This window comes from Mumia flava, assembly GCF_002797495.1.
GTDB lineage: Bacteria > Actinomycetota > Actinomycetes > Propionibacteriales > Nocardioidaceae > Mumia > Mumia flava.
The window spans coordinates 2,790,518-2,815,426 of sequence record NZ_PGEZ01000001.1 but is presented as its reverse complement, the minus strand read 5'-3'; the positions used below and the strand labels follow the sequence as shown (position 1 = coordinate 2,815,426).

Annotated in this window: 20 protein-coding genes; 4 read left to right on the top strand and 16 right to left on the bottom strand. The window is 72.1% G+C overall.

All coding sequences use genetic code 11. The annotated features are described in order from the left end of the window. Positions 1-17 precede the first annotated feature (17 nt). The 3 genes from CLV56_RS13135 to tsaD form a co-directional block, all read right to left on the bottom strand. Complete coding sequence (locus tag CLV56_RS13135) at positions 18-1,613, bottom strand: Ig-like domain-containing protein (protein ID WP_039341962.1); 1,596 nt, start codon at positions 1,611-1,613, stop codon at positions 18-20. A 149-nt stretch (positions 1,614-1,762) separates the two neighbouring features. Further along, on the bottom strand, positions 1,763-6,556 hold the full coding sequence (locus tag CLV56_RS13130) for an Ig-like domain-containing protein (protein ID WP_157805159.1): 4,794 nt from the start codon (positions 6,554-6,556) through the stop codon (positions 1,763-1,765). A 169-nt stretch (positions 6,557-6,725) separates the two neighbouring features. Next, positions 6,726-7,775, bottom strand: coding sequence for a tRNA (adenosine(37)-N6)-threonylcarbamoyltransferase complex transferase subunit TsaD (gene tsaD / locus CLV56_RS13125; RefSeq protein WP_039341960.1), 1,050 nt, complete (start codon positions 7,773-7,775; stop codon positions 6,726-6,728). 83 nt (positions 7,776-7,858) lie between these two features. On the opposite strand from tsaD, the gene CLV56_RS13120 reads away from it, so the two are divergent. Next, positions 7,859-8,845, top strand: a complete 987-nt coding sequence (locus CLV56_RS13120) for an aldo/keto reductase (RefSeq protein ID WP_211288063.1) — start codon at positions 7,859-7,861, stop codon at positions 8,843-8,845. An 81-nt stretch (positions 8,846-8,926) separates the two neighbouring features. Here CLV56_RS13120 and CLV56_RS13115 read toward each other — a convergent pair whose 3' ends face one another. From CLV56_RS13115 to glmS, 9 genes are read right to left on the bottom strand one after another with little or no spacing between them, the layout of a single operon-like run. Next, positions 8,927-9,682, bottom strand: coding sequence for a lysophospholipid acyltransferase family protein (locus CLV56_RS13115; RefSeq protein ID WP_039341957.1), 756 nt, complete (start codon positions 9,680-9,682; stop codon positions 8,927-8,929). Between the two features lie 55 nt (positions 9,683-9,737). Next, positions 9,738-10,118, bottom strand: a complete 381-nt coding sequence (locus CLV56_RS13110; RefSeq protein WP_039341956.1) for a Rid family hydrolase — start codon at positions 10,116-10,118, stop codon at positions 9,738-9,740. After that, on the bottom strand, positions 10,118-10,567 hold the full coding sequence (rimI, locus tag CLV56_RS13105; protein ID WP_039341953.1) for a ribosomal protein S18-alanine N-acetyltransferase: 450 nt from the start codon (positions 10,565-10,567) through the stop codon (positions 10,118-10,120). The genes CLV56_RS13110 and rimI overlap by 1 nt, the downstream gene beginning before the upstream one ends. After that, complete coding sequence (tsaB, locus tag CLV56_RS13100; protein ID WP_039341950.1) at positions 10,564-11,217, bottom strand: tRNA (adenosine(37)-N6)-threonylcarbamoyltransferase complex dimerization subunit type 1 TsaB; 654 nt, start codon at positions 11,215-11,217, stop codon at positions 10,564-10,566. Before tsaB ends, rimI begins: the two co-directional genes overlap by 4 nt. Before the next feature lie 18 nt (positions 11,218-11,235). Then, positions 11,236-12,288 carry a tRNA (adenosine(37)-N6)-threonylcarbamoyltransferase complex ATPase subunit type 1 TsaE gene (tsaE, locus tag CLV56_RS13095; protein ID WP_245857810.1) on the bottom strand — a complete coding sequence of 351 codons (1,053 nt, stop codon included), beginning with the start codon at positions 12,286-12,288 and terminating at the stop codon, positions 11,236-11,238. Continuing rightward, the gene (locus CLV56_RS13090; protein ID WP_039341947.1) at positions 12,285-13,283 is read right to left on the bottom strand and encodes an alpha/beta fold hydrolase; all 999 of its coding nucleotides are present in this window, start codon (positions 13,281-13,283) and stop codon (positions 12,285-12,287) included. Before CLV56_RS13090 ends, tsaE begins: the two co-directional genes overlap by 4 nt. Positions 13,284-13,292: 9 nt before the next feature. Beyond that, entirely contained in the window at positions 13,293-14,417 is a 1,125-nt protein-coding gene (gene alr, locus CLV56_RS13085; RefSeq protein ID WP_039342063.1) for an alanine racemase, read from the bottom strand. After that, positions 14,414-15,886, bottom strand: coding sequence for an NAD(P)H-hydrate dehydratase (locus tag CLV56_RS13080; protein ID WP_100414934.1), 1,473 nt, complete (start codon positions 15,884-15,886; stop codon positions 14,414-14,416). The genes alr and CLV56_RS13080 overlap by 4 nt, the downstream gene beginning before the upstream one ends. 27 nt (positions 15,887-15,913) lie before the next feature. Next, positions 15,914-17,758, bottom strand: a complete 1,845-nt coding sequence (gene glmS, locus CLV56_RS13075; RefSeq protein ID WP_039341944.1) for a glutamine--fructose-6-phosphate transaminase (isomerizing) — start codon at positions 17,756-17,758, stop codon at positions 15,914-15,916. Between the two features lie 52 nt (positions 17,759-17,810). On the opposite strand from glmS, the gene coaA reads away from it, so the two are divergent. Beyond that, a complete protein-coding gene (gene coaA, locus CLV56_RS13070) occupies positions 17,811-18,770 on the top strand; it encodes a type I pantothenate kinase (RefSeq protein WP_039341942.1) in 960 nt (319 codons plus the stop codon). Positions 18,771-18,829: 59 nt separating this feature from the next. Beyond that, the gene (locus CLV56_RS13065) at positions 18,830-19,729 is read left to right on the top strand and encodes a bile acid:sodium symporter family protein (protein ID WP_039341939.1); all 900 of its coding nucleotides are present in this window, start codon (positions 18,830-18,832) and stop codon (positions 19,727-19,729) included. A gap of 26 nt (positions 19,730-19,755) precedes the next feature. Here the strand turns inward: CLV56_RS13065 and CLV56_RS13060 are convergent, their stop codons facing one another. Genes CLV56_RS13060 through rplM form a run of 4 tightly spaced genes read right to left on the bottom strand, consistent with a single transcriptional unit; the run spans position 19,756 to position 23,125 of the window. Beyond that, a complete protein-coding gene (locus tag CLV56_RS13060; protein WP_100414933.1) occupies positions 19,756-20,733 on the bottom strand; it encodes a GNAT family N-acetyltransferase in 978 nt (325 codons plus the stop codon). Between the two features lie 55 nt (positions 20,734-20,788). Then, the gene (gene glmM, locus CLV56_RS13055) at positions 20,789-22,135 is read right to left on the bottom strand and encodes a phosphoglucosamine mutase (protein ID WP_039341936.1); all 1,347 of its coding nucleotides are present in this window, start codon (positions 22,133-22,135) and stop codon (positions 20,789-20,791) included. 14 nt (positions 22,136-22,149) lie between these two features. After that, a complete protein-coding gene (gene rpsI, locus CLV56_RS13050; RefSeq protein WP_039342056.1) occupies positions 22,150-22,656 on the bottom strand; it encodes a 30S ribosomal protein S9 in 507 nt (168 codons plus the stop codon). A gap of 25 nt (positions 22,657-22,681) precedes the next feature. Further along, entirely contained in the window at positions 22,682-23,125 is a 444-nt protein-coding gene (rplM, locus tag CLV56_RS13045) for a 50S ribosomal protein L13 (RefSeq protein WP_039341933.1), read from the bottom strand. A 383-nt stretch (positions 23,126-23,508) separates the two neighbouring features. Here rplM and CLV56_RS13040 point away from each other — a divergent pair, with 383 nt between their 5' ends. Continuing rightward, positions 23,509-24,822: a citrate synthase gene (locus tag CLV56_RS13040; RefSeq protein WP_245857807.1), complete on the top strand. Its 1,314-nt coding sequence runs from the start codon at positions 23,509-23,511 to the stop codon at positions 24,820-24,822. Positions 24,823-24,909: the final 87 nt, after the last annotated feature.

Genomic DNA, 24,909 nt, shown 5'->3' with positions numbered 1-24,909 from the left:
ATATTGCACCTCGGGTTTTACCTGGTTGACACACCTCCGACACCGTCGATCAGCGTGCAGACCAGCCACCGCAGCCAGGTCCAGACGGACGCGCCCGGGCCGGGGCGCGGACCGCAGCGGTCCTCGGGCGCCTCGACGATCTCGTCGACGGTCACGGTGACCGTACCGACCGCCTCCGCCCGTCCGTCCGAGACCGTGTAAGTGAACGAGTCCTCACCGGTGAAGCCGGCCTCCGGCGTGTACGTCACGGTCGCGCCGTCACCGGACACCGACCCGTGAGCGGGCTGGGTGGACGCGTAGGCGAGGTCGTCGCCGTCGGAGTCCGCACCTGCCAGCGCGATCTCGACCGCGGCACCCTCGTCGGTCGTCACGAACAGGTCCCCGGCTGTGGGCGGGGTGTTCGGACGGAGCAGCTCGATCGTGGCGATCGGGCCGGCCGAGGAGGCAAGCTCGCAGTCGGCACGGATGCTCCCGGTCCCGCCGGAGGACAGCTCCACCAGACCGTCGACGCTCATCGACTCCGGCCCCTCCAGCCACGCCGCGCCGGGCACCACGAGGTCGGGATGCTGATCGGCCGACGGGAGGGTGAACGCTCCGAGCTCGACCGGGACGACGACCCGGAGGTCCGGAGTCGGGAAGCCGATCGAACCCGCGCCCGTCCCCGTCAGCCCGATGCGTACGGGCGTGTCGAGGCCCTCGGCACCCAGGGCGACCTCGGTGTCCTCGATCGAGACGTCGATCGAGGTCGTCGGCCCGAGGCTCGGCACGAGCGCGGAGGGCCATGCGATCACCGCCTCGCCCTCGGCGGGCCCGACCTCCGCGCCGGCGACGGCGGATCCAGGGAGCGCGAGCGCGAGGTCGAGCCCGAACTCGTGGGCTCCCAGACCGAGCCCGGCGGCCACCACGTCGCAGGCGTAGCTCAGCCGGCTCGGGGGCGGCGGGTCGCCGTGGCCCACCGGGATCGTCCCGAGCACGTCCGAGTCGCCGTCGAAGGTGCACGCCATCGCGACCGCACCGTCGCCTCCGACGAGTCCGCCGTTCGCGTCCAGGAGCGATGCGGAGACGCTGAACGCGCTGGGCATGTGAACCCGGGCCTCACCCGGGGCATCCGCCGCCTCCGGCACGGTGATGGCGGGGACGTCGCCCGACGTCGCGATCCGCCACGGCTCGGTGGCGTCGGACGGTACGGGGCTGAACGGCGCGGAGAGACTCTCGATCGGGTAGCTCTGCGCCCCGTCGACGCCGTCGACGGAGACGGTGACCGCTGCGTCGTCCGACGCGCCGCCGGCCTGGCGCGCGTTCAACAGCGAGTAGGTGGCGTGGCGCAGCGTCTCGGGCAGGGTGAGCGTGATCGTGGTCGTCCTCGGCGCGAGGATCTCGCCCGGATCGACGCGGTCGGGCACGTCCACCCGCGCGTTGACCTCGACCGCGTGGTCGCCGAGCGCGAGCCCGGCCGCCGTGACGTTGCACGCGTAGTCGAAGTCCGCGTCGAGAGCGGCGGCGTGCGCCGGCCCCGACGCGAGGATCCCGGTCAGGCCCGAGCCGGCGAGGACTGCTGTCGCGGCGACGACGGCCGATGGACGGCGCCCCCGCCCTGTCGTGTGCATCCGCATGACGATCTCCTTCGGACCGGCGAACGGCCCTTCGGTGCGAGCTCCGAGCGCCCGAGATCGGTACGGAGAGTGTGGAACGAACCGGTGGGCGGGATCCCGGAGGATCCCGCCCACCGGCGGTGCATCAGCTCACGTGGAGCTCATGCTTGTCAGCGCCCGATCGGGTGGCCCAGCAGCTTGCAGGCAAGCCACTTGATGAGCTCCCACAGGGTGGCCCCGTGGCCCGGACGCGGCCCGCACTTGTCGGGCTTGGTGTCGTTGACGGTGACCGTCACCGTGGCCGTCGCCTCGTCCTCGCCGTCGGAGACGGTGTAGGTGAAGGTCGTCGTCCCGGTGAACCCGGACGCCGGCGTGAAGGTCACGTTCGGGCCCTCACCGGACACCGCACCGTTGGCCGGCTGGGTGTAGGTGTAGGTCAGATCGTCACCATCGGCGTCCGCCCCGTTCAGGGTGATGCCGACCGCGGTGTCCTTCGTGGTCGTCGCCGAGACGGCACCAGCCGTCGGCGGGGTGTTCTCGACGATCGTGTCGTTCACGGTCACCGTGACGGTGGCGCTGGCGGTGCCGCCGTTGCCGTCGTCGACGGTGTAGGTGAACGAGTCGGTCCCGTCGAACCCGTCAGCCGGCGTGTAGGTGACGTCCGCGCCCTCGCCCGACACCGTGCCGTTGGACGGCTGGGTGTAGGTGTAGGTCAGGTCGTCACCATCGGCATCGGCCCCGTCGAGGGTGATGTCGACCGGCGTGTTCTCGTCGGTCTCCGCCGCCACGTCGCCCGCGGTGGGCGCCGTGTTGTCGTCGACCGGCGCGACCGTCACCGTGACCGTCGCCGTGGCCTGCTCGAGGCCGTCGGAGACGGTGTAGGTGAACGTGTCCTCACCGTTGAAGTCGGCCGCCGGGGTGTAGGTCACGTTCGGGCCCTCACCGGACACCGTGCCGTTGGACGGCTGGGTGTAGGTGTAGGTCAGATCGTCACCATCGGCGTCCGCGCCGTCGAGCGTGATGTCGACGGCGACGTCCTCGTCGGTGCTCGCCGCCACGTCACCGGCCGTCGGAGCCGTGTTGTCGGCCACGTCGGTCACGGTGATGCTGACCGTCGCGGTCGCCTCGGCCTGGCCGTCGGACACGGTGTACTCGAAGGAGTCCTCACCGTTGAAGTCCGCCGCCGGGGTGTAGGTCACGTTCGGACCGTCACCGGTCACCTCGCCGTTGGACGGCTGGGTGTAGGTGTAGGTCAGATCGTCACCATCGGCGTCCGCGCCCGCGAGCACGATGTCGACCGAGCTGTCCTCGGCGACCGTCACGCTCACGTCGTCGGCGGTCGGCGCGGCGTTGACGCCGTTCACGGTCACCGTGACGGTGGCGCTGGCGGTGCCGCCGTTGCCGTCGTCGACGGTGTAGGTGAACGTGTCCTCACCGGTGAAGCCGGCTGCCGGCGTGTAGGTCACGGTCGCACCCTCACCGGACACCGAGCCGTTGGACGGCTGGCTGTAGGTGTAGGTCAGATCGTCACCATCGGCATCCGCCCCGTCGAGGGCGATGTCGACCGCGGTGTCCTCGTCGGTCTCCGCCGCCACGTCGCCCGCGGTGGGCGCCGTGTTGTCGTCGACCGGCGCGACCGTGATCGTCACCGTCGCCGAGGCCTCCTCCTGACCGTCGGAGACGGTGTAGCTGAAGGAGTCCTCACCGTTGAAGTCGGCTGCCGGGGTGTAGGTCACGTCCGGGCCCTCACCCGTCACCGAGCCGTTGGACGGCTGGCTGTAGGTGTAGGTCAGGTCGTCACCATCGGCATCCGCCCCGTCGAGGGTGATGTCGACCGCGGTGTCCTCGTCGGTGCTCGCCGCCACGTCACCCGCGGTGGGCGCCGTGTTGTCCGAGACCGGCGTGACGGTGATGCTCACCGTCGCGGTCGCCTCGGCCTGGCCGTCGGACACGGTGTACTCGAAGGAGTCCTCACCGTTGAAGTCCGCCGCCGGGGTGTAGGTCACGGTCGCACCGTCACCGGTCACCTCGCCGTTGGCCGGCTGCGTGTAGCTGTACGTCAGCGCGTCACCGTCCGCGTCCGCGCCTGCAAGGGCGATCTCGACCGAGGTGTCCTCGGCGAGGGTCACCGACAGGTCGTCGGCGGTCGGCGCCTTGTTGACGTTGCTCACCGTCACCGTGACCGAGCCCGTGTCCTGGGCCAGGCCGTCGGACACCGTGTAGCTGAAGGTGTCCTCGCCGTCGAATCCGGCATCCGGCGTGTAGGTCACGTTCGGACCCGTCCCCGACACCGTGCCGTTGGCGGGCTGGGTGTAGGTGTAGGTCAGGTCGTCACCATCGGCATCGGCCCCGTCGAGGGTGATGTCGACCGCGGTGTCCTCGTCGGTGCTCGCCGTCACGTCACCCGCGGTGGGCGCCGTGTTGTCCGAGACCGGCGTGACGGTGATGCTCACCGTCGCGGTCGCCTCGGCCTCACCGTCGGAGACGGTGTACTCGAACGAGTCCGGACCGTTGTAGTCCGGGTCCGGCGTGTACGTGAGCGCAGGAGCGTCGCCCGACAGGGTGCCGTTCGACGGATCCGTGTAGGTGTACGTCAGGTCGTCACCGTCGGCGTCGTCGCCGGCGAGCGTGATCTCGACCGAGGTGTCCTCGGCGAGCGTCACGCTCACGTCGTCGGCCGTCGGCGCCACGTTGACGTTGTTCACCGTCACGGTGACCGTCGCGGTCGCCTGCGCGAGCCCGTCGGAGACCGTGTAGCTGAACGTGTCCTCACCGTCGAACCCGGCGTCCGGCGTGTAGGTGACGTTCGCACCCGATCCGGTCACCTCGCCGTTGGTCGGCTGGGTGTAGGTGTAGGTCAGGTCGTCACCGTCGGCGTCCGCACCGTCGAGCGCGATGTCCACCGCGGTGTTCTCGTCGGTCTCGGCCGCCACGTCACCCGCGGTCGGGGCCACGTTGACGTTGCTCACGGTGATCTCGACGGTGCCGGTGGCGGTGCCGCCGTTGCCGTCGTCGACCGTGTAGGTGAAGCCGTCCTGGCCGTCGAAGCCCGCAGCCGGGGTGTAGGTCACGTTCGGACCGTCGCCGGTCACCTCGCCGTTCAACGGCTGGGTGTAGGAGTAGGTCAGATCGTCACCGTCGGCATCCGAGCCCGCCAGGGTGATGTCCACCGCGGTGTTCTCGGCCGTCGTGACCGACAGGTCGTCGGCCGTCGGGGCCACGTTGACGTTGTTCACCGTCACCGTGACCGTCGCGGTCGCCTCGGCCTCACCGTCGGAGACGGTGTAGCTGAACGTGTCGGTCCCGTCGAAGCCCGCCGCCGGCGTGTAGGTCACGTCCTGGCCGTCACCGGTCACCTCGCCGTTGGCCGGCTGGGTGTAGGAGTAGGTCAGGTCGTCACCGTCGGCATCCGCGCCGTCCAGGGTGATGTCCACCGCGGTGTTCTCGTCGGTCTCGGCCGCGACGTCACCGGCCGTGGGGGCCACGTTGACGTTCGAGACGCTCACCGACACCGTGCCGGTCGCGGTCCCGCCGTTCCCGTCGTCGACGGTGTACTCGAAGGAGTCGTCGCCGTCGAAGCCGTTCGCCGGCGTGTACGTGACGTTCGGGCCGTCGCCGCTCACCTCGCCGTTGGCCGGCTGGGTGTAGCTGTACGTCAGTGCGTCGCCGTCGGCGTCCGCACCGTCGAGCGTGATGTCGACGGGGGTGTTCTCGTCGGTGCTCGCCGAGACGTCACCCGCCGTCGGCGGCACGTTGACGTTCGAGACGGTCACCGTCACGGTCGCGGTGGCCGTGCCGCCGTTGCCGTCGTCCGCGGTGTACTCGAAGGAGTCCTCACCGTCGAACCCGGCCGCCGGCGTGTACGTGACGTTCGCGCCGTTCCCGGTCACCTCGCCGTTGGCCGGCTGGGTGTACGAGTACGACAGGTCGTCGCCGTCGGGGTCCGAGGCGTCGAACGCGACGTCGACCGCGGTGTTCTCGTCCGTGGAGACCGCGACGTCGTTGGCGACCGGCACCTTGTTGACGTTGCTCACGGTCACGGTCACCGTGTTGGTGGCCGTGCCGCCGTTGCCGTCGTCCACGGTGTACTCGAAGGAGTCCTCACCGTCGAACCCGGCGGCCGGCGTGTACGTCACGTCCGGACCCGTCCCGGTCACCTCGCCGTTGGCCGGCTGGGTGTAGCTGTACGTCAGCGGGTCGCCGTCGGCGTCCGCCCCGTCCAGCGTGATGTCGACCGGCGTGTCCTCGTCGGTCGACGCGGTGACCGCGCCGGCCGTCGGGTCGCTGTTGCCCGGCACCACGGGGATCGTGCCGAAGACGTCGGACTCGCTGGTGATCGTGCAGGCCATCGTGACCGCACCCTCGCCGCCGATCAGGTCGCCGTTCGCGTTCAGGAGCGACGCGGTGACGTTGAACGCGGCGGGCATGTGGATCGTGGTCGAGCCCGGGACGGTGACGTCGGTGGGCACGTCGATCTGCGGCACGTCTCCCACCGTGGGGATCTGCCACAGGTCGCCGACGTTCGGCGGGACCGGGCTGAACGGCGCCGAGAGGTTCTCGATCGGGTACGTGAGGGTGTCGGGGTAACCCTCAGCGGTGATCGAGATGCTCGCGTCGTCGGAGTAGCCGCCCGCCTGACGCGCGCTCAGCAGCACGTACGTGGCGTTGCGCAGCGTCTCCGGCATGGTCAGCGTGATCTGCGTCTCGCGGGGCGGGATCGCCTCGCCCGGCGAGACCTCGTCGGGCACGGTCACCTGCGCACGCACACCGACGTCGTGGATCCCGAGCGGCAGGCCGGCTGCGACCACGTTGCAGTCGTAGTTGAAGTTCTCATCGAGATCGGCTGCGTACGCCGTCCCCGCTCCCAACGCGGTGGCGGTCAACGCCGTCCCCGCGACGAGAGCGCCGGACGCGAAGGCCGCCAACGGCCTGCGCAACCTCGCTCGCACCAATGGTTCGGACACTCAGATCCCCTCCAGATCTAGTGGCGGCCCCGGCTGGGCCACCGAGTCCACGCCGGTGAGACCGACGTTTACGGAGCAGTAACGTACTTTGGTGTAACCACGGGTTGCAACCGGTTCGCGCAGATTGCTGTGATCCAGAGCACGTCCTGTCCGTATGCCGGACGAGCGCTCAGGCGACGACCTGGGTGACCGGCATGGAGGAGTCCGCCGGCAGATCGAGCGCGCTCGGCGCGACGCCGCGGGCCACGAGCGCCGCTCCCAGCGAGGCGACCATCGCGCCGTTGTCGGTGCACAGCACCGGCGCGGGGATCCGGACCTCGATGCCGGCCTCGCCGGCCCGGTCCAGCACGTACTCGCGGAGACGGCCGTTCGCCGCGACCCCTCCGCCGAGGACGAGGTGCTCGGCACCGTGGTCGAGGCAGGCCCTGACGGCCTTCGCCGACAGGACGTCGCAGACCGCGTCCTGGAACGACGCCGCGACGTCGGCCACCGCGACCGGGCGGCCCATCCGCTCCTCGTGCTCGACGTGGCGTGCCACCGCACTCTTCAGGCCCGAGAACGAGAAGTCGTAGCGGTGCCGCTCCAGGTCACGCGGACCGGTGAGGCCCCGAGGGAAGGCGATCGCCGTGCCGTCGCCCTCGCGGGCGGCGCGGTCGATCTGCGGCCCCCCGGGGTACGGCAGCCCGAGCAGCCGCGCGACCTTGTCGAACGCCTCGCCCGCGGCGTCGTCGATGGTCTCGCCGATCATGACGACGTCGGTCGCGACGTCCTCGACGAGCAGCAGGTGGGTGTGTCCGCCGGAGACCAGCAGCGCCGCCGTGGGGCTCGGCAGCTCGCCGTGCTCCAGCCGGTCGACGGCGACGTGCGCGACCAGGTGGTTGATGCCGTACAGCGGCTTGTCGTAGGCGATCGCGAGCGCCTTGGCGGCGGCGATCCCGACCAGCAGCGCGCCGGTCAGCCCGGGGCCCGAGGTCACCGCGATCGCGTCGACGTCCTCGACCGCGACGCCCGCGTCGGCCTGGGCCTTCTCGAGCATCGGGACGAACGCCTCGAGGTGCGCCCGGCTCGCCACCTCGGGGACGACGCCGCCGAAGCGGACGTGCTCCTCGACGCTCGACGCGACGGCGTTCGCCAGCAGTCGCCGGCCTCGGACGATCCCGACGCCGGTCTCGTCGCACGACGACTCGATCCCCAGGACCAACGGCTCACCTGCACTCACTCCCCCATCGTGCCAGGCGCCGGCCGCGTCCGGTACACGGAACCCGACCGCCGCTCCGGGTGCGGCTCGGTACGGTCGGGAGCATGACTCAGATGCACGTCCGCCCGCTCGGCGACAGCGGCCTGTCGGTCTCCGTCCTCGGGCTCGGGTGCAACGCGTTCGGCTCCCGGATCGACGAGACGCAGGCCCGCTCCGTGGTCGAGGCCGCGCTCGAGGCCGGGATCACCTTCTTCGACACCGCCGACACCTACGGGCTCGGCGCCAGCGAAGTCATCCTGGGACGTGCGCTCGGGTCGCGTCGCGACGACGTGGTGGTCGCCACGAAGGGCGGCATGGACATGCAGGGCCGCAACGGCCCGGACTGGGGCGCACGCGCCTCGCGTCGCTACCTGACCAGGGCGCTGGACGCGAGCCTCGAGCGGCTGGGGACCGACCACGTCGACCTGTACCAGCTGCACACGCCGGACCGGGTCACGCCGATCGACGAGACGCTCGCGTTCCTCGACAACGCCGTGCGCGCCGGCAAGATCCGCTACGCAGGCTGCTCCAACCTGCGTTCCTGGGAGCTGGTCGACGCGGTGTGGACGGCCCGCAGCGCCGGGACCACGTCGTTCGTCTCGGCCCAGAACGAGTACTCGCTCTACAACCGCACCGCCGAGGACGACCTGGTACCGGCCTGCGAGCACCTGGGCGTCGGACTGATCCCCTACTTCCCGCTCGCGTACGGCCTGCTGACGGGCAAGTACCGCCGGGGCGAGGCGGCACCCGAGGGGAGCCGGCTCGCTGACGGCGCCCAGGCGGCGCGGCTCGCCGCGGCCGACTGGGACCGGATCGAGGCGCTCGGGACGTTCGCCGACGAGCGGGGACTCACGATGCTGGACGTCGCGATCGGAGGGCTCGTCGCGAAGCCGGCCGTCTCCAGCGTGATCGCCGGCGCGACCCGACCCGAGCAGATCGCCGCGAACGCCGCGGCGGCGCAGTGGATCCCGTCCGAGGAGGACCGCGTCGCGCTCGACGCGCTCGCGGACCCGGCCGGGCACTCGTACTCGACGTTCGCCCCCCGCCGTTGAGCCGTCGGCGTCGCGCCGTGTGACGTCAGCACGAGTCTCCGCGCTCAGATTCCGGGCTGGTGGCACACAGCGCGAAGGGGATCAGCCGTCGCGCTCGGCCTTCCGGGCGGCGCGGGCCGCGCGCTCCTCGGTGTCCAGGCGCTGCGCCTCCTGCGGCGTCGGCGCCGTGCCACCGATCCGTGCCGGCGCCCACCACTGGCCGGCCGGGTCGTCGGGGTAGCGCTGGAGCGTCTCGTCCAGCAGACGCACCATCGCGTCGCGCATCTGCGCGGTCTGTGCGTCGGGGTCCGAGCCGTCGGGGTGCATCGGCGGGCCGACGGAGATCGCGATCGGCAGCCGCCACGGGAGCGCGAGGCCGTGCCCCTTCGTGGTCACGCGCTGCGTCCCGAACACCACGACCGGGATCAGCGGCACCCCCGCCTGCGCCGCGATCCGCACGGCCCCGCTCTTGACGTCCTTGATCTCGTACGAGCGGCTGATCGTCGCCTCCGGGAAGATCCCCACGATCTCGCCGCGCCGGCAGTAGTCGACCGCCGCGTCCAGCGAGTCGGCGCCGGCGCTGCGGTCCACCGGGATGTGGTGCATCGAGCGCAGGATCGGTCCGCCGACGGGATGGTCGAACGCCTCCTTCTTCGCCATGAACCGCACGAGGCGCTTGGCCGGCTGCGCGGCCAGGCCGTCGAAGACGAAGTCGGCGTACCCGATGTGGTTGCAGGCGAGCACGGCACCACCGGCCCGCGGGACGTGCTCGGTCCCCGTGATCGAGAACCTCCACCCGCGCAGCCGGAACAGGGTCTTGGCGGTCAGCACCACCGGCGGGTACGTGAGGTCTCGCATCCGCCCAGCCTAGCCAGGCCTTCGGGGCCGCCGTCCGGTCAGGGCCGCCGGTGCGTCAGCGCTCGGCGTAGGCCTCGAGCTCGACCTCCACCAGATGGTCGGGATGGGCCAGGGCCGAGACCTCCACCATCGTCGCCACAGGAGGCGTACCACCGAACAGCTCCTGGTGGGCGCGACCGACGTCGTCGGCGTACTTCATGTCGGTGATGTACATCCGGCTGCGCACCACGTGGACCGAGTCGAGGCCGCACTGCCGGACCGCGTCCAGCGCGATCCCGAAGGCCACCATCGTCTGGACGTACGGGTCGCCGACCCCGATCACCTTGCCGTTGACCGTCGCCGTCGTGCCCGCCACCGAGACGTTCGGGCCGTACGCGATGGCGCGCGCGTAGCCGTACTGCTGCTCCCAGGGGGCCCCGCTGTGCACGCGGAACATCAGACCGTCCTCTCCGGCACCGTCCGGTGCCGCATCATCACCGCGTCCTTGCCCCCGTGGTAGTACCCCCGCCGCACCGTGGTGCGGGTGAATCCGTGTCGACCGTACAACGCGAGCGCCGCGTCGTTGTCCGCTGCTGCCTCCAGCAGCACCTCGTCCGCGCCCGCGTCGTGGGCGACCTGCAGCACCGCGTCCATCAGCCGCGTCGCGACCCCGCGCCGACGCCGCGCCGGGACCACCGCGATCCGGACGAGCTCGGCCGTGCCGGCGACCACCAGCACGCTCGCGTACCCGACGACGTCGCCGTCGACGGTGGCCACCAGCACGGTCCGCGTCGGCCGGCCGATCTCGTCGGTGACCTGGGGTGCGCTCCACGCGTCCGCGCCGAAGCATGCCTGCTCGATCTCGGTGATCGTCTCGGCGTGCTCCGCGGACGCGCGCGCGATCACGAGGCGCGCTTCCGCTCACCCGGTGGGGTGGCGTCCGGTCGACGCAGGTACAGCGGCTCGAGCCCCACCTCGACCGCCGCGCCGGACGCGACGAGCGCGGCCAACGCAGCGGCGTCGGGATCCTCCGGGCCGTCGATCGGATCGAGCACGTCGGCGTAGAGCTGCGCGCCCCGCCCGACGAAGCGCGTGGCGGCTGAGAAGCGCCCCGCCAGGTCGGCGGGACGAGCCACGTCCGGCCCCGCGATCCGCGCACCGTCCGGGGCGTACTCGGCCCAGTAGACCTCGCGCCGGCGGGCGTCGGTCGCCACGACGAACGGGCCGTCGACGGGCACGGCCGCAGCCACCTGGGAGGCGAGGACGTCGAGGGTGCAGACGCCGTGCACCCGCGCCCCCCACGAGACGCCGAGCGTCCGCGCGGTCACGACGCCGACCCGCAGGCCGGTGAACGGTCCGGGCCCGACCCCCACCGCGACGTCGGTGACGTCACGGCCGTCGACGTCGGCCTCCTGCAGCGCCTGCTCGATCGCCGGCGCGAGCAGCTCGCCGTGACTCGTCGCGCCGGGCCGGGCGACCGACGCCAGCACGCACGCGCCGTCGTGCACCGCCACCGTGGTGACGGGGGTCGCGGTGTCGAGCGCCAGGATCAGCATCGGAGCCACCCTACGCCGTCAACCTGCGCCGACATCACCCAGACCGCGGGCCACGACCGACGAGACGACGGCTTCCGGCTCCAGCAGCCGTGACCGCAACGGAACCCGCGCCCAGCGCGGGCCGTGCGGCTTCACGGTGACCAGCCGGACGTCGTGGTCGTCGACGTCGTCACGGTCGAGCGCCTCGGCCCCCAGAGGGTCGAGCACGGTCGCGGCGCGACGCTCGAGCCGGACCTCCAGCCACGAGTCGCTGAGCTGCTCCGCGACGCCGCTGCCCCACTCGACGACCGTCACGGCGTCGTCGACCGACGCATCGAGGTCGAGGTCGTCCAGCTCGATCGCGCCGTTCAGGCGGTACGCGTCGACGTGCACGAGCGGCGGGCCGTCCGTGAGACTCGGGTGGACCCGCGCCAGCACGAAGGTCGGCGAGGTGATCGGCCCGCGGACGCCGAGACCGTCGCCGATCCCCTGCGTCAGCGTCGTCTTGCCCGCGCCGAGCGGCCCCGACATCACCACGAGGTCGCCGGCTCTCAGCAGGGCGGCGAGAGACCGGCCGAACTCCTGCGCGTGCTCGGCGGTCAGCAGCTCGCGGGCCAGCCACAGCGACTTGCCGAACTCGATCGTGTTGCCGTCCCGGGTCACCGGGTGGTAGCGGCGACGGGTCCAGAACGTGACGTTCTCGGGGAGCTCCGCGCGCACGTCGAGCCACACGCCGTCGAGACCGCGCTCCTCGGCGGTGTCCTCGGCGACGCCGACCATCGCCGACGCGACGCCGCGGTCCTGGTGGTCGGGGTCGACCGCGACCCGGCGGAAGCCGAGCAGGCCCGGGCGGGACTCGTCGTACAGCATGGCGCCGATCGGCTTGCCGCGCCGCTCCACGATCAGGCCGCCGCCGGTCTCCAGGGCCGTGCGCACGGTCGCCTCGGTCTCGTCCATCGCGGTCGACGGCGGGTCGAGCTGCGGCCGCGCGCCGAACGACCGGCGGATCACGGCGAGCACGTCGGCAGCTCGGTCGGGCGTCGCGTCGAAGACGTTCAACGCATGGAAGTTGGGCATCGCGGTCGTGGTCACGCCTGCGCGTCCTCCCACAGCTCGGTGAGCCGCTCCGTCACGTCGGCGTGCCGTTCCAGCATCATCATGTGTCCGGATCCTTCGAGCACCACGAGGTCGGCGTCGTCGATCTGCTCGGCGAGCCGCTCGGAGTGCCTCATCGGGGTCAGCTTGTCGGCCGTCCCCCCGATCACGACCGTACGCTTGTGCGGCATCGCTGCCAACGACGCGTACAGGTCGAGGTCGAGGAAGCTGCTCGCGAAGTCGATGTACGCACGCGGCCGCGCCGCCGCGAGCATCTCGTCGGTCATGTCGGCGTAGACCGCCTCCGCGTCGGGGCCGACCGCCCACCTGCGGGTCAGCGCGAACGTGTCGAAGCGCCGACGCCGACCGAGGACGGGCAGCAGCGCGGGCAGCAGCGGCGAGATCCGGCCGAGCGGCGTGGCCCGGCCCACCAGGTTGCCGGCGCTCGTCCCCATCAGGACCACCCCGACGACCCGCTCGGCCATCACGTCACCGAACTGCGCGGCGAACGACATCACGCTCATCCCGCCCATCGAGTGGCCGACCAGGATCAGCGGACCCTCGGGGGCGGCCGCCTCGATCACCGCACGCAGGTCGCGCCCGAGCTGCTCGAGGGTGCAGTCGTCGGCCGGGCTGTCGTCGGACAGGCCGTGGACCCGCTGGTCGTAGAAGACCATCCGGGCCTCGCCGCGCAGCGCCGCGCGCTGGTAGTGCCAGCAGTTCAGGTCGAGGACCCAGCCGTGCACGAAGACGATCGTCGGGGCGTCGGTCGGGCCGTCGTCGACCTCGACGTGCAACCCGACGCCGTCGTCGCTGACGACCCGGCGACCCGAGGCGTGCAGGCTGCCGAACGCCACGTCCTCGCCGCGGCGCGCGCGGCGGCGAGCCCGTCGCCGATCGGTGGCCACCCCGACCGCGCCGACGGCCGTGCCGGCCGCGATCGCGGTGCCGGCGGCCACGGCGCCCAGCTTGGCGACGGTGCGCCAATCCATCCTGCCTCCTCAGGGTGCACCGAGGTAACGGTGCACGATCCGTCCCCCCAGCCTAGTGACGACCTCGTAGCCGATCGTCCCCGCCGCCCGGGCCCAGTCCTCCGCGGTCGGCTCGCCCCGCCCCGCAGAGCCGAACAGGACGACCTCCTCGCCCCGTCGCACGTCCAGGTCCCCGAGGTCCAGCACGAGCTGGTCCATGCACACCCGGCCGGCGACGCGCACCCGGGTGCCGGCCACCAGCGCCTCGGCGGTGTTCGAGGCGGCCCGGAGCACGCCGTCGCCGTAGCCGATCGGCACCAGGCCCAGCGTCGTCGGCCGCTGCGTGACGAAGGTGTGACCGTACGAGACGCCCGTCCCCGCGGGGACGCGACGGACCAGCGCGAGCGCGCTGCGCAGCGTCATCACCGCCTGCAGGCCCAGGTCCTCCGGCGCGCCGAGAGCCTCGCCCGGGCTGATCCCGTAGGTGGCGATCCCGACCCGCACGAGGTCGTGGTGCGCGGCGGGGTCGACGAGCGTCGCCGCGGAGTTCGCGAGGTGTCGGAGCACGTCGGTGATCCCGGCGGCGGCGAGCTCGGCCACCGCCGCGTCGAACGCCGTGCGCTGCTCGGCGTTGACCGGCGAGCCCGGCTCGTCGGCGCACGCGAGGTGCGAGAAGATCCCGACGACCTCGATCCGCGCGCCGTGGTGCGCGCGGGCGGCCGCGGCGATCAGCGCGCTCAGGTCGGCACCCCGGACCCCGCCTCGCGCCATCCCGGTGTCGACCTTCAGGTGGACGCGAGGCCGCCGTCTCGCGGGCGCGGCCAGCACCGCGTCGAGCTGCTCGACCGACCCCGCTGCGACGTCCACCCCGGCGTCGATCGCGGGGCCGAGGTCCGCGCCCGCCGGGCACAGCCACGCCAGCACCGGACCGTCGACACCGGCCGATCTCAGGCGCACCGCCTCCTCCACCGTGGCGACACCGAGCCACTCAGAACCCGCCTCGAGGGCGGCACGCGCCATCGTCACCGCCCCGTGGCCGTAGCCGTCGGCCTTCACGACCGCCATCTGCGCCGCGGTCGGTGCAGCGCCTCGCAGCCGTGCGAGGTTCGCGCGGTACGCGTCGAGATCGACGACCGCCTCGGCCGGAGCGCTCACGCGGTCCTCCAGTCGCGGACCGCCGAGGCCGCCAGCGTGCCGTTGCGCCACGCGGTGACGACCGGTCCGATCGCCTCGGCGACCGCTCCCGCCGTCACCGGCCCACCGCCCGAGGCCGCGGTGGCCGCCGCCCCGTGCACGAAGGCGGCCAGCGACCCCGCGTCGAGGGGGTGGGCTCCGGCCGCGAGGAACGATCCGGCGAGGCCGGCGAGCACGTCACCGGCACCGGCGGTCGCGAGCCACGGGGTCCCGGTCAGGTTGACCCGTACGGGGGCGTCCGGGTGCGCGACCAGGGTGCGCGCGCCCTTGAGCAGCACGGTCGTGCGCCAGCGCTGCGCGGCCGTCCGGACGTGCCCGAGCGGATCGGCCTCCACGGCGTCGCGGTCGACTCCCAGCATCGTGGCCAGCTCACCCGCGTGCGGGGTCAGGAGTGCCGGGACCTCCACGGTCTCCGGGAGGTGGGCCAGCGCATCGGCGTCGACGACGACCGGGACCCGGTCGCCCAGGGCCCGCTCGAGCCGCGCTCCGGCCGCCTCGCCGCCGCCCGACCCGACCACCCAGGCCTGCACGCGTCCGGCCTCGGCGGGATCGGTGTGGGCGACGACCTCGGGGTACCGGTCGACCACCCGCCGGGCCAGGTCGTCCTCGCCGAGGAACCGGACCATGCCCGCAGCCCCGGCGCGCGCTCCCGCCACGCACAGCATCGCCGCCCCGGCGTAGCGGCTCGATCCGGCTGCCACGCCGACGACGCCGCGGGTGTACTTGTGCACGGGTCCACCCGAACGCCCCGCCAGCGTCGGTCGCAGAACCCGCATCAGCATCTCGGTGTCGGTGACCTCGAGGGCCTCGAGCGACGGCCGAGGGAGGTACGGGCCGAGTCCGATGTCGACCAGCCGTGCGAGCCCGTCGCGAGACGCCCACTGCGCGGCGGGGTCGACCAGCAGCGCGTTCTTGAAGGTCCCGAAGGTCACGGTCGCGTCCGCCGGCAGGAACGCCTCGGGCACCCGTGCGCCGTCGACGTCGACCCCGCTCGGGACGTCGACGGCGACGACGTACGGCCGGTCGGCCTCGATCTCGGCACGCCACCCCTCGGCCGGCCCGCGCAACCCGGGTCGGCCGCCGATGCCGACCACCCCGTCGACCACGACCGGATAGCCGTGGGTCGAGCCCACGAACCGGCAGCCCGCGGCGTACGCCGCCTCCATCCCGCCGCGGTGGGCCTGGGACTGGTCGACGACGGCGCACGCGACCACCCGCTCGCGCGCCAGCTCGGCTGCGGCGTACAGCGCGTCACCACCGTTGTCGCCCGTGCCGACCAGGAAGACCACGGGGACCTGCGGGGGCGCTGTCTCGCGCACGAATCCCGCGAGGCCGGCGGCGGCCCGGTGCATCAGCGCACCCGGCTCCGTCCGCGCCATCAGGGCGGCCTCGGCCGCCCGGACGTCGGAGACGGTGTGCGCTCTCAGCATCGGTGCGCCCTCAGCATCGCGGCGACCTCACTCGACGGTGACGGACTTGGCCAGGTTGCGCGGCTGGTCGACGTCGTGGCCGAGCGCCGTCGCGAGCTCGGCGGCGAAGATCTGCAGCGGGACCGCCGCGAGCACCGGCTGCAGCAGGGTCATCGCCTTCGGGAGCCGGATCACCTCGTCGGCGTACGGCAGCACCGAGTCGTCGCCGTGCTCGACCAGGACGATCGTGCGCGCCCCGCGCGCCCGGATCTCCTGGATGTTGCTGACGACCTTCTCGTGCAGCTGGTCGCGCCCGCGCGGCGGGACGATCACGAAGACCGGCAGCCCCGGCTCGATCACGGCGATCGGGCCGTGCTTGAGCTCGCCGGCGGCGAACCCCTCGGCGTGCAGGTAGGCCAGCTCCTTCAGCTTGAGCGCGCCCTCGAGCGCGACCGGGTAGCCGACGTGCCGCCCGAGGAAGAGGAACGTGCGGTGGTCGGCGAGGTCGCGCGCGAGCGTCCGGACCTGGCCGGCGGCCCCGATCACCTCCTGGACCCCCTCCGGCAGCCGCTGGAGCTCGGAGACCGTCGAGGCGATCTCGTCGCCGAACTTCGTGCCGCGGACCTGCGCGAGGTAGAGGCCCAGCAGGTAGCAGGCGACGATCTGGGTCAGGAACCCCTTCGTCGACGCGACCGCGATCTCCGGACCGGCGTGGGTGTAGATCACCGCGTCGGACTCCCGCGGGATCGTCGAGCCGTTGGTGTTGCAGATCGCCAGCACCTTCGCGCCCTGGTGGCGCGCGTGCCGGATCGCCTGGAGCGTGTCCGCGGTCTCGCCCGACTGGCTGATCGCCACGACCAGCGTCGAGCGGCTCACGATGGGGTCGCGGTAGCGGAACTCCGAGGCCAGCTCCACCTCGCACGGGATCCGCGTCCAGTGCTCGATCGCGTACTTCGCGACCAGCCCGGCGTACGACGCGGTGCCGCAGCCGATCACGACGATCTTGTCGATGTCGCGCAGCTCGCCGTCGCTCAGCCGCATCTCGTCCAGCACGAGTCGACCGCGCGCGTCGTGCCGGCCGAGCAGCGTGTCGGCGACCGCCCGGGGCTGCTCGTCGATCTCCTTGAGCATGAACCAGTCGTAGCCGCCCTTCTCGGCGGCGGCGGCGTCCCAGTCCACGTGGTAGTCGGTCGTCGGAGCCGGTGCGCCGTCGAAGTCGGTGACGTCGATGGCGTCCCGCGTGATCGTGACGACCTGGTCCTGGCCCAGCTCGACCGCCTCGCGAGTGTGCTCGATGAACGCCGCGACGTCGGAGGCGAGGAAGCTCTCGCCGTCCCCGCGGCCCACGACGAGCGGCGAGTTGCGCCGGGCCCCGACGACCCGCTCGGGGTCGGCGCCGTCCGCGATCACGAGCGTGAACGCCCCCTCGAGGCGGCGGCAGGCCCGGCGTACGGCCTCGGGCAGGTCCGCTCCCGCCGCGAGCTCGCGCGCGACCAGGTGGGTGACGACCTCCGTGTCGGTCTCCGAGGCGAACTCGTAGCCGTCGGTCAGCAGCTCGGCGCGCAGCTCGGCGAAGTTCTCGATGATGCCGTTGTGGACGACGGCGACCCGGTGGTCGGCGGACACGTGGGGGTGGGCGTTCTCGTCGCTCGGCGGCCCGTGGGTCGCCCACCGGGTGTGGCCGATCCCCGTCGAGGACGCGGGGAGGGGATGGTTGGACAGCTCCTTGTCGAGGTTCGCGAGCTTGCCCTGCTTCTTCGCGACCGCCATCGCGCCGTCCACGACGAGCGCGACGCCGGTCGAGTCGTACCCGCGGTACTCCAGGCGCCGCAGGCCCGAGACGATCACGTCGAGCGCCGGGCGAGGACCTACGTATCCCACGATTCCGCACATGGAGTCCAGGGTACCGAGGTCGGGTACGGGACCCGACCGCAACAATGGGTCCATGTCGGTCACGCAGCCGGGCTCCGGCGACACCTCCCCCTACGTCGAGCTGGACCGCAGCGCGTGGGCGGACCTGGCGGGCGACGCGCCCCAGCCCCTCACCCAGGACGAGATCGACAAGGTCCGCGGCCTCGGCGACGAGCTGGACCTCGAGGAGGTCCGCCAGGTCTACCTCCCCCTGACCCAGCTGATCTCGATGCGGGTCCGCTTCGCCGGCGCCCTGTACCGCAGCACCGAGACCTTCCTCGGCCGGCCCCAGCCCCAGCGCACCCCGTACGTGATCGGGATCGCGGGCTCGGTCGCCGTCGGCAAGTCGACCACGGCGCGGCTGCTGCGGGAGCTGCTCGCCAAGCACGACCAGCACAGCAACGTCCAGCTGGTCACCACCGACGGCTTCCTGCTGCCCAACGCGGAGCTGGAGCGCCGCGGGCTGCTGGAGCGCAAGGGCTTCCCCGAGTCGTACGACCGCAAGGCGCTCCTGCGCTTCGTGATGGCGGTGAAGTCGGGTCGCGAGGAGGTCGAGGCCCCGGTCTACTCCCACCTCACCTACGACCGCACCGACGAGACGGTGCAGCTGAATCGGCCTGACATCGTCCTGGTGGAGGGGCTCAACGTCCTCCAGCCCGCCCGGACCCGCGGCGACGGCCGACCCGGCCTCGCGATCAGCGACTTCTTCGACTTCTCGGTGTACGTCGACGCGACCCGCCGCGACATCCGGCGGTGGTACGTCGAGCGCTTCCTGCGGCTGCGGGAGACCGCGTTCCGGGACCCGGAGTCGTACTTCACCCGGTACTCCGGGCTGGAGGAGGAGCAGGCGGTCGCCCAGGCGGGTCTGCTGTGGGACTCGATCAACGGCCCCAACCTCAAGGAGAACATCGAGCCGACCCGCGGTCGCGCCACGCTCGTGCTCCGCAAGGACGCCGACCACTCCGTCCGGTGGGTCCGGCTGCGCAAGCTCTGAGGCCGCACCCGGGTGCACACCACTTCCGCTGTGGCCCGGGTCACCTCTAGTGTTCAGCGATGGACTCAGCGCTCACCACGGTCGGCCTGCCGGTCGCGCTCGGCATCATCATGTTCGGGCTCGGTCTGTCGCTGACGCTCGACGACTTCCGCCGGGTCGGCCGTCATCCCCGCGCCGTGGTCGTGGCACTCGCCTGCCAGCTCCTGCTGCTCCCGGCCGTGTGCTTCGCCCTCGTGGTCGTCGCCGACCTCCCGGCGGCGCTCGGGATCGGGATGATGCTGCTGGCGGCGTCGCCCGGCGGCACCAGCGCGAACCTCTTCAGCCACCTGTTCCGGGGCGACGTCGCGCTGAACGTCTCCTTGACCGCCATCAACTCGATCGTCGCGATCGTGACCCTGCCCGTGGTGACCAACCTCGCGATCGCCTGGTACGACGCGTCCGACGAGGTCTCGCTGCAGTTCCGGAAGGTGCTGGAGGTGTTCGCGGTGGTCCTCGTCCCGGTCGCCCTCGGCATGCTCGTGCGTCGGGCGCGTCCTGCGTTCGCGGCTGCGGCCGACCGGCCGGTCCGCACCGCCTCCGCCGTGATCCTCGCCGTGCTGGTGCTCGGGATCCTCGTCGACCAGCGCGGCAACGTCGTCGACTACGCGACCCGGATCGGCGTCGTCGCGATCGTGTTCTGCGTGATCAGCCTGGTGGTCGGCTTCGTCGTCCCGCGGGCTGCCGGGGTCAGCGACCGCCAGGCGATCGCGTCGTCGTTCGAGATCGGCGTCCACAACGCGACGCTGGCGATCTACGTCGCCGTCGAGGTCCTCGACGACACCGAGATCTCGGTCCCGGCCGCCGTCTACGGCCTGGTGATGTTCTTCCTCGCGGCGGGCTGGGGCGTCCTGCTGACTCGGCGCATCGTGACGCCGTCGTCCGAGCCGGACGAGCGCGCCACGGGCCGCTCGGCTCCCTGACGCGCCACCCGGGGTCGCTCCGGCGCTCACAGGCGTAGCCGGAACAGCGCCTCCCGCTCGACCAGGCGGAACCCCATCGCCTCGTTCACCGCGATCATCGGCGCGTTGTCCTCTGCGTTCCAGGTGTGCAGGACCCGGCGCGGCTCCAGCGCCGCCGCCGCCTCGGCGAGGTTGCGGGCCTTCAGCGCGAGTCCCAGGCGGTGCCCGCGGTGCGCCGGCAGCACGATCGTGTCCCACTGGTAGGCGTTGACGGGGTCCGTCCCGGGCACGATCAGCTGGCTGTGGGCGATCGCCGTCCCGTCGCGCACGGCCACCGTCACGAACGACTGCCGCTGCTGCGCGACGAGCTCGGCCTCCTCGTGCCGGATCCGCTCGGGCGTGAAGTCCTCCGCCTCGTACTCGTGGTCGCCGCTCGGCGCCTCCAGCACGAGCACCGCCCGCAACCCCGCCCACGCCTCGACCAGGTCGGGCGGACAGGCCCCGGACCAGGACCGCAGCTCGTACGCCGTCCGCCAGGGTGCGGTCTCGTCCTCGATCCGCGCCAGGGCAGCGCGGTCGGGCGGCAGGTCGAGCACCCGGTGGGCGTTCACGAGCCCCACCTCGAGCCCGCGACCGGAGAGGAGGCCCCACAGCTGCCCGTCCCCATCCGCGAGCGCCTGGACCTCCACGAGCGTCCGCCCCGCATCCGCCGCGATCGCGAAGGCGTGGTCGCACAGTCGCTCCAGCATGCGGCGGGTCCCGGGAACCGCCGCCAGCGAGACCCAGACGGTGTCGGTGTTGTCGCGCAGCGGCAGCTCGAGGTGGGCGGACGCCACCGGCGCGCCACCGTCGGTGGCGAGCAGCCACCGGTGCTCGACCCACGGGTCGTGTCTGCGCGCGGTCACGCGCAGCTCTTCGAACGTCCACGCCGCGCCGTACGGCCGCGCCTGCGCGTCCGCCGCGTCGATCGCGACGTAGGACCGCAGCGCGGCGTCGTCGGACGGATCGATCTCGCGGACGCTCACGACCTGAGGCTAGGTCGCCGAGGAGCGCCGGTGCCACCGGGTTTCTGCGGAGCGGTCAGAGCGCGAGCTCGGCCTCGACCACCGCGGCGAGCCGGTGCGCCACGGCCCGGGCCTGCTCGTCGGACTCGGCCTCGACCATCACCCGCACGAGCGGTTCGGTCCCTGACGGCCGCAGCAGGACCCGCCCGGTGCCGCCGAGCAGCTCGGTCGCGTCCGCGACCGCCTCGACCACCGCGGGATGCGTCCCGGCGCGGGCCTTGTCGACGCCCGGCACGTTGACGAGGACCTGCGGCAGGTGCCGCATCACCCCGGCGAGGTCGGCGAGGCTCCGTCCCGTCGAGACCATCCGTGCCGCGACCGTGAGGGCCGTCAGCACCCCGTCGCCCGTCGTCGCGTGGTCGCTCAGGATCACGTGACCCGACTGCTCGCCACCGAGGTTGAAGCCGTGGTCACGCATCGCCTCCAGCACGTAGCGGTCGCCGACCGCCGTCTGCACCACGGTGATCCCGGAGCGCTCCATCGCCTGGACGAAGCCGAGGTTGGACATCACGGTCGCCACCACGGTCCCGTCGGCGAGTCGCCCCTGCTCGGCCATCGCGGTCGCGAGCAGCGCGAGGATCTGGTCGCCGTCGACCAGCACGCCGGAGGCGTCCACGGCGAGGCAGCGATCCGCGTCGCCGTCGAAGGCGAACCCGGCGTCCGCCCCGTGGGCGAGCACGGCGGCCCGCAGGTCCTCGGGGTGGGTCGAGCCGCAGGCGTCGTTGATGTTGAGCCCGTCCGGCTCGGCGTGGATCGCGACGACCTCGGCGCCGAGCTCACGGAAGACCCGCGGACCGACCACCGACGCCGCACCGTTCGCGCAGTCGAGGACGACCGTCAGACCGTCGAGCCGCTCCCCCGCCGCTCCGACGAGATGGCGGGCGTACGTCGAGAGCGCCGTCGAGCTGTCCCCGATCCGCCCGACGGCGGCCCCGGTCGGGCGACGCCAGGGCTGCTCGAGCCGGCGCTCGATCTCGTCCTCGATCGCGTCGTCGAGCTTGAGCCCGCCGCGGGCGAGGAACTTGATGCCGTTGTCCGGCATCGGGTTGTGGCTCGCCGAGATCATCACGCCCATGTCGGCGGCGAGCGCCGCCGTCAGATAGGCGGCACCCGGGGTCGGGACGACCCCGAGCAGATGGACGTCGACCCCCGCAGACGCGAGACCCGCGACCACCGCGGCCTCGAGGAACTCCCCCGAGGCGCGCGGGTCGCGGGCCACGACTGCGGTCGGCCGCTGGTCGGCGAAGGCACCGGTCTCGCCCAGGACGTGGGCGGCTGCTGCCGCCAGGTCCAGAGCCAGCTCCGCGGTGAGGTCGGTGTTCGCGACCCCCCGGACACCGTCGGTTCCGAAGATCCGGCCCACGGCGCGGCCGCCGATCAGCGCTTGCTGTACTGCGGGGCCTTGCGGGCCTTCTTGAGGCCGGCCTTCTTGCGCTCCTTGGCGCGGGCGTCGCGCGTGAGCAGCCCGGCCTTCTTGAGCGTCGGACGGTTGGTCTCCTCGTCGACCGCGTTCAGGGCGCGGGCGACGCCGAGGCGCAGCGCGCCGGCCTGGCCGGTCATGCCGCCGCCGGTGACGCGGGCGATCACGTCGAAGGCCTCGCCGAGACCGGTGGTCGCGACGGCCTCCTTGGCGATCTGCTGGTGCAGCTTGTTCGGGAGGTACTCCTCCAGCGGCTTGCCGTTGACCGTCCAGACGCCCGTGCCGGGGACGATCCGCACGCGGGCGACGGCCTCCTTGCGGCGACCGGTGGCGGCTGCCGGCGCGATGATCGACGAGCGCGCCGCAGACTCGGCGCTCGGCGCGCTCTCGGAGGTGTAGGCGACACCCTCGGCGTTCGCGGCGAACTCGCCGTCGGTCACGGTGTCGGTGCTGGACTCGGCCACGTTGATCCTCACTACTTCCTGGGGCCTACTGCGAGATCTGCTTGATCTCGAACGACTGCGGCTGCTGCGCGGCGTGCGGGTGCTCCGGGCCGGCGTACACCTTGAGCTTCTTCATCAGCGAGCGGCCCAGCCGGTTCTTGGGGAGCATGCCCCAGACCGCCTTCTCGATCGCCTTGCGCGGGTCCTTGTCGAGCAGGTCACCGTAGGCGACCTGCTTGAGCCCGCCCGGGTAGCCGCTGTGGCGGTAGGCGAGCTTGTCCTCACGCTTGTTGCCGGTCAGGGCGACCTTCTCGGCGTTGACGATGACGACGAAGTCGCCGTTGTCGACGTGCGGGGCGAACGTCGGCTTGTGCTTGCCGCGAAGCAGGGTCGCGGTCTGGACGGCCAGTCGTCCGAGCACCACGTCTTCTGCGTCGATGACGTGCCACCGGCGGTCGACGTCACCGGGCTTCGGGCTGTACGTGCGCACGCTAGTTCTACCTTCACGATGGATGGGGTCTGATGGTGCACCTCGTCGGCATCCGGGCTGCGTGCCCTCGCCGGAGGCGGGGTCCGCAGCGCTCGGGCAGGCCGAGGCACAACGACGTACAAGAATAACGGGCGGTCGGGCGCCCGGTCAAAACGGGCCCCGTCATCCTTCGCCGCTGCGCGGCGTGGTGCACGTACGTCCGCGCACCGCCGTCCAGTGTACGGGAGCGCGGCAAGAGATCCCCGGACGACCGATTCCTGGGACCCGACTTCACCGCGATCACGGTGACCGCTTAGGTTGGAAGGTGGTCCATCACCCTCGGGCCAACGATTCGAGCAATCGCATCGACGCGATGCGCACGCACGGCGCAAGGAGATCTCCCCGTGACAGATGCCACGCCCGCCGTCCCCGACGAGTCCCTCTCGATCCGCGACAACCGGACCGGCGAGGAGTACACCGTTCCGATCGTCGACGGGGCGATCCGAGCGGCCGACCTCGGCAAGATCGGCAAGACCGAAGACGAGCCCGGCCTCGTCTCGTACGACCCCGGCTTCACCAACACCGCATCGACGCGGAGCTCGGTGACGTTCATCGACGGCGAGAAGGGGATCCTCGAGTACCGCGGCTACCCGATCGAGCAGCTCGCCGAGCACTCCAACTACCTCGAGGTCGCCTACCTGCTCATCAACGGCGAGCTGCCCACCAAGGAGCAGTACGACGCGTGGGAGCACGAGATCACGTTCCACACGTTCGTCCACGAGAACATCAAGTCCCTCATGCAGGGCTTCCGCTACGACGCGCACCCGATGGGCATGCTGCTGTCCGGAGTCGGCGGCCTCTCGACGTTCTACCCCGAGGCCCGCAACATCAGCGACCCGGAGGTCCGGCACCTCCAGATCGTGCGGATGATCGCCAAGATGCCGACGCTCGGCGCCTGGGCCTTCCGGCACGCGCAGGGCAAGCCGTACGTCTACCCGGACAACGACCTGTCGTACGCCGAGAACTTCCTCGCGATGCTCTTCAAGATGAGCGAGCCGAAGTTCGAGGCCGACCCGCGGCTGGCCAAGGCGCTCGAGATCCTCTTCATCCTGCACGCGGACCACGAGCAGAACGCCTCCGCCAACGCCGTGCGCTCCGTCGGGTCCACGCAGGTCGACCCGTACTCCTCGCTGTCGGCCGGCATCGCCGCGCTGTACGGCCCGCTGCACGGCGGCGCGAACGAGGCGGTCCTGCGGATGCTGCGCCGGATCGGCGACGTGAGCAACGTCCCCGCGTTCATCGAGGGCGTCAAGGCCGGCGACGAGCGGCTGATGGGCTTCGGCCACCGGGTCTACAAGAACTACGACCCGCGCGCCACGATCATCAAGAAGGCCTGCGACGACGTCTTCGAGGTCACCGGGGTCAACCCGCTGCTCAAGATCGCCGTGGAGCTCGAGAAGATCGCGCTCGAGGACGAGTACTTCGTCAAGCGCAAGCTCTACCCGAACGTCGACTTCTACTCCGGCCTGATCTACGAGGCGCTCCAGTTCCCGCCGGAGATGTTCACCGTCCTGTTCGCGATCCCGCGGACCGCCGGCTGGCTGGCCCAGTGGGTCGAGCTCGTCGACGACAAGGAGCAGAAGATCGCCCGCCCGAAGCAGATCTACACCGGGGGCCGCCAGCTCACCTTCACCCCGCGCGAGCAGCGCTGGGCCTGACCGGCACCGCCGGCACCCTCCGTACGACGCCGTCCCGCCGCACGCGGCGGGACGGCGTCGTCGCGTCGGGCGCCCCGCCGGGTACGG

What these genes read in the sequence shown, in the direction of transcription:
- CLV56_RS13135 (WP_039341962.1), bottom strand. Translation starts at nt 1,613, where the DNA reads ATGCGGATGCACACGACAGGGCGGGGGCGCCGTCCATCGGCCGTCGTC.
- CLV56_RS13120 (WP_211288063.1), top strand. Translation starts at nt 7,859, where the DNA reads ATGACTCAGATGCACGTCCGCCCGCTCGGCGACAGCGGCCTGTCGGTC.
- CLV56_RS13115 (WP_039341957.1), bottom strand. Translation starts at nt 9,682, where the DNA reads ATGCGAGACCTCACGTACCCGCCGGTGGTGCTGACCGCCAAGACCCTG.
- CLV56_RS13110 (WP_039341956.1), bottom strand. Translation starts at nt 10,118, where the DNA reads ATGTTCCGCGTGCACAGCGGGGCCCCCTGGGAGCAGCAGTACGGCTAC.
- tsaB (WP_039341950.1), bottom strand. Translation starts at nt 11,217, where the DNA reads ATGCTGATCCTGGCGCTCGACACCGCGACCCCCGTCACCACGGTGGCG.
- CLV56_RS13090 (WP_039341947.1), bottom strand. Translation starts at nt 13,283, where the DNA reads ATGGATTGGCGCACCGTCGCCAAGCTGGGCGCCGTGGCCGCCGGCACC.
- CLV56_RS13080 (WP_100414934.1), bottom strand. Translation starts at nt 15,886, where the DNA reads ATGCTGAGAGCGCACACCGTCTCCGACGTCCGGGCGGCCGAGGCCGCC.
- glmS (WP_039341944.1), bottom strand. Translation starts at nt 17,758, where the DNA reads ATGTGCGGAATCGTGGGATACGTAGGTCCTCGCCCGGCGCTCGACGTG.
- coaA (WP_039341942.1), top strand. Translation starts at nt 17,811, where the DNA reads ATGTCGGTCACGCAGCCGGGCTCCGGCGACACCTCCCCCTACGTCGAG.
- CLV56_RS13065 (WP_039341939.1), top strand. Translation starts at nt 18,830, where the DNA reads ATGGACTCAGCGCTCACCACGGTCGGCCTGCCGGTCGCGCTCGGCATC.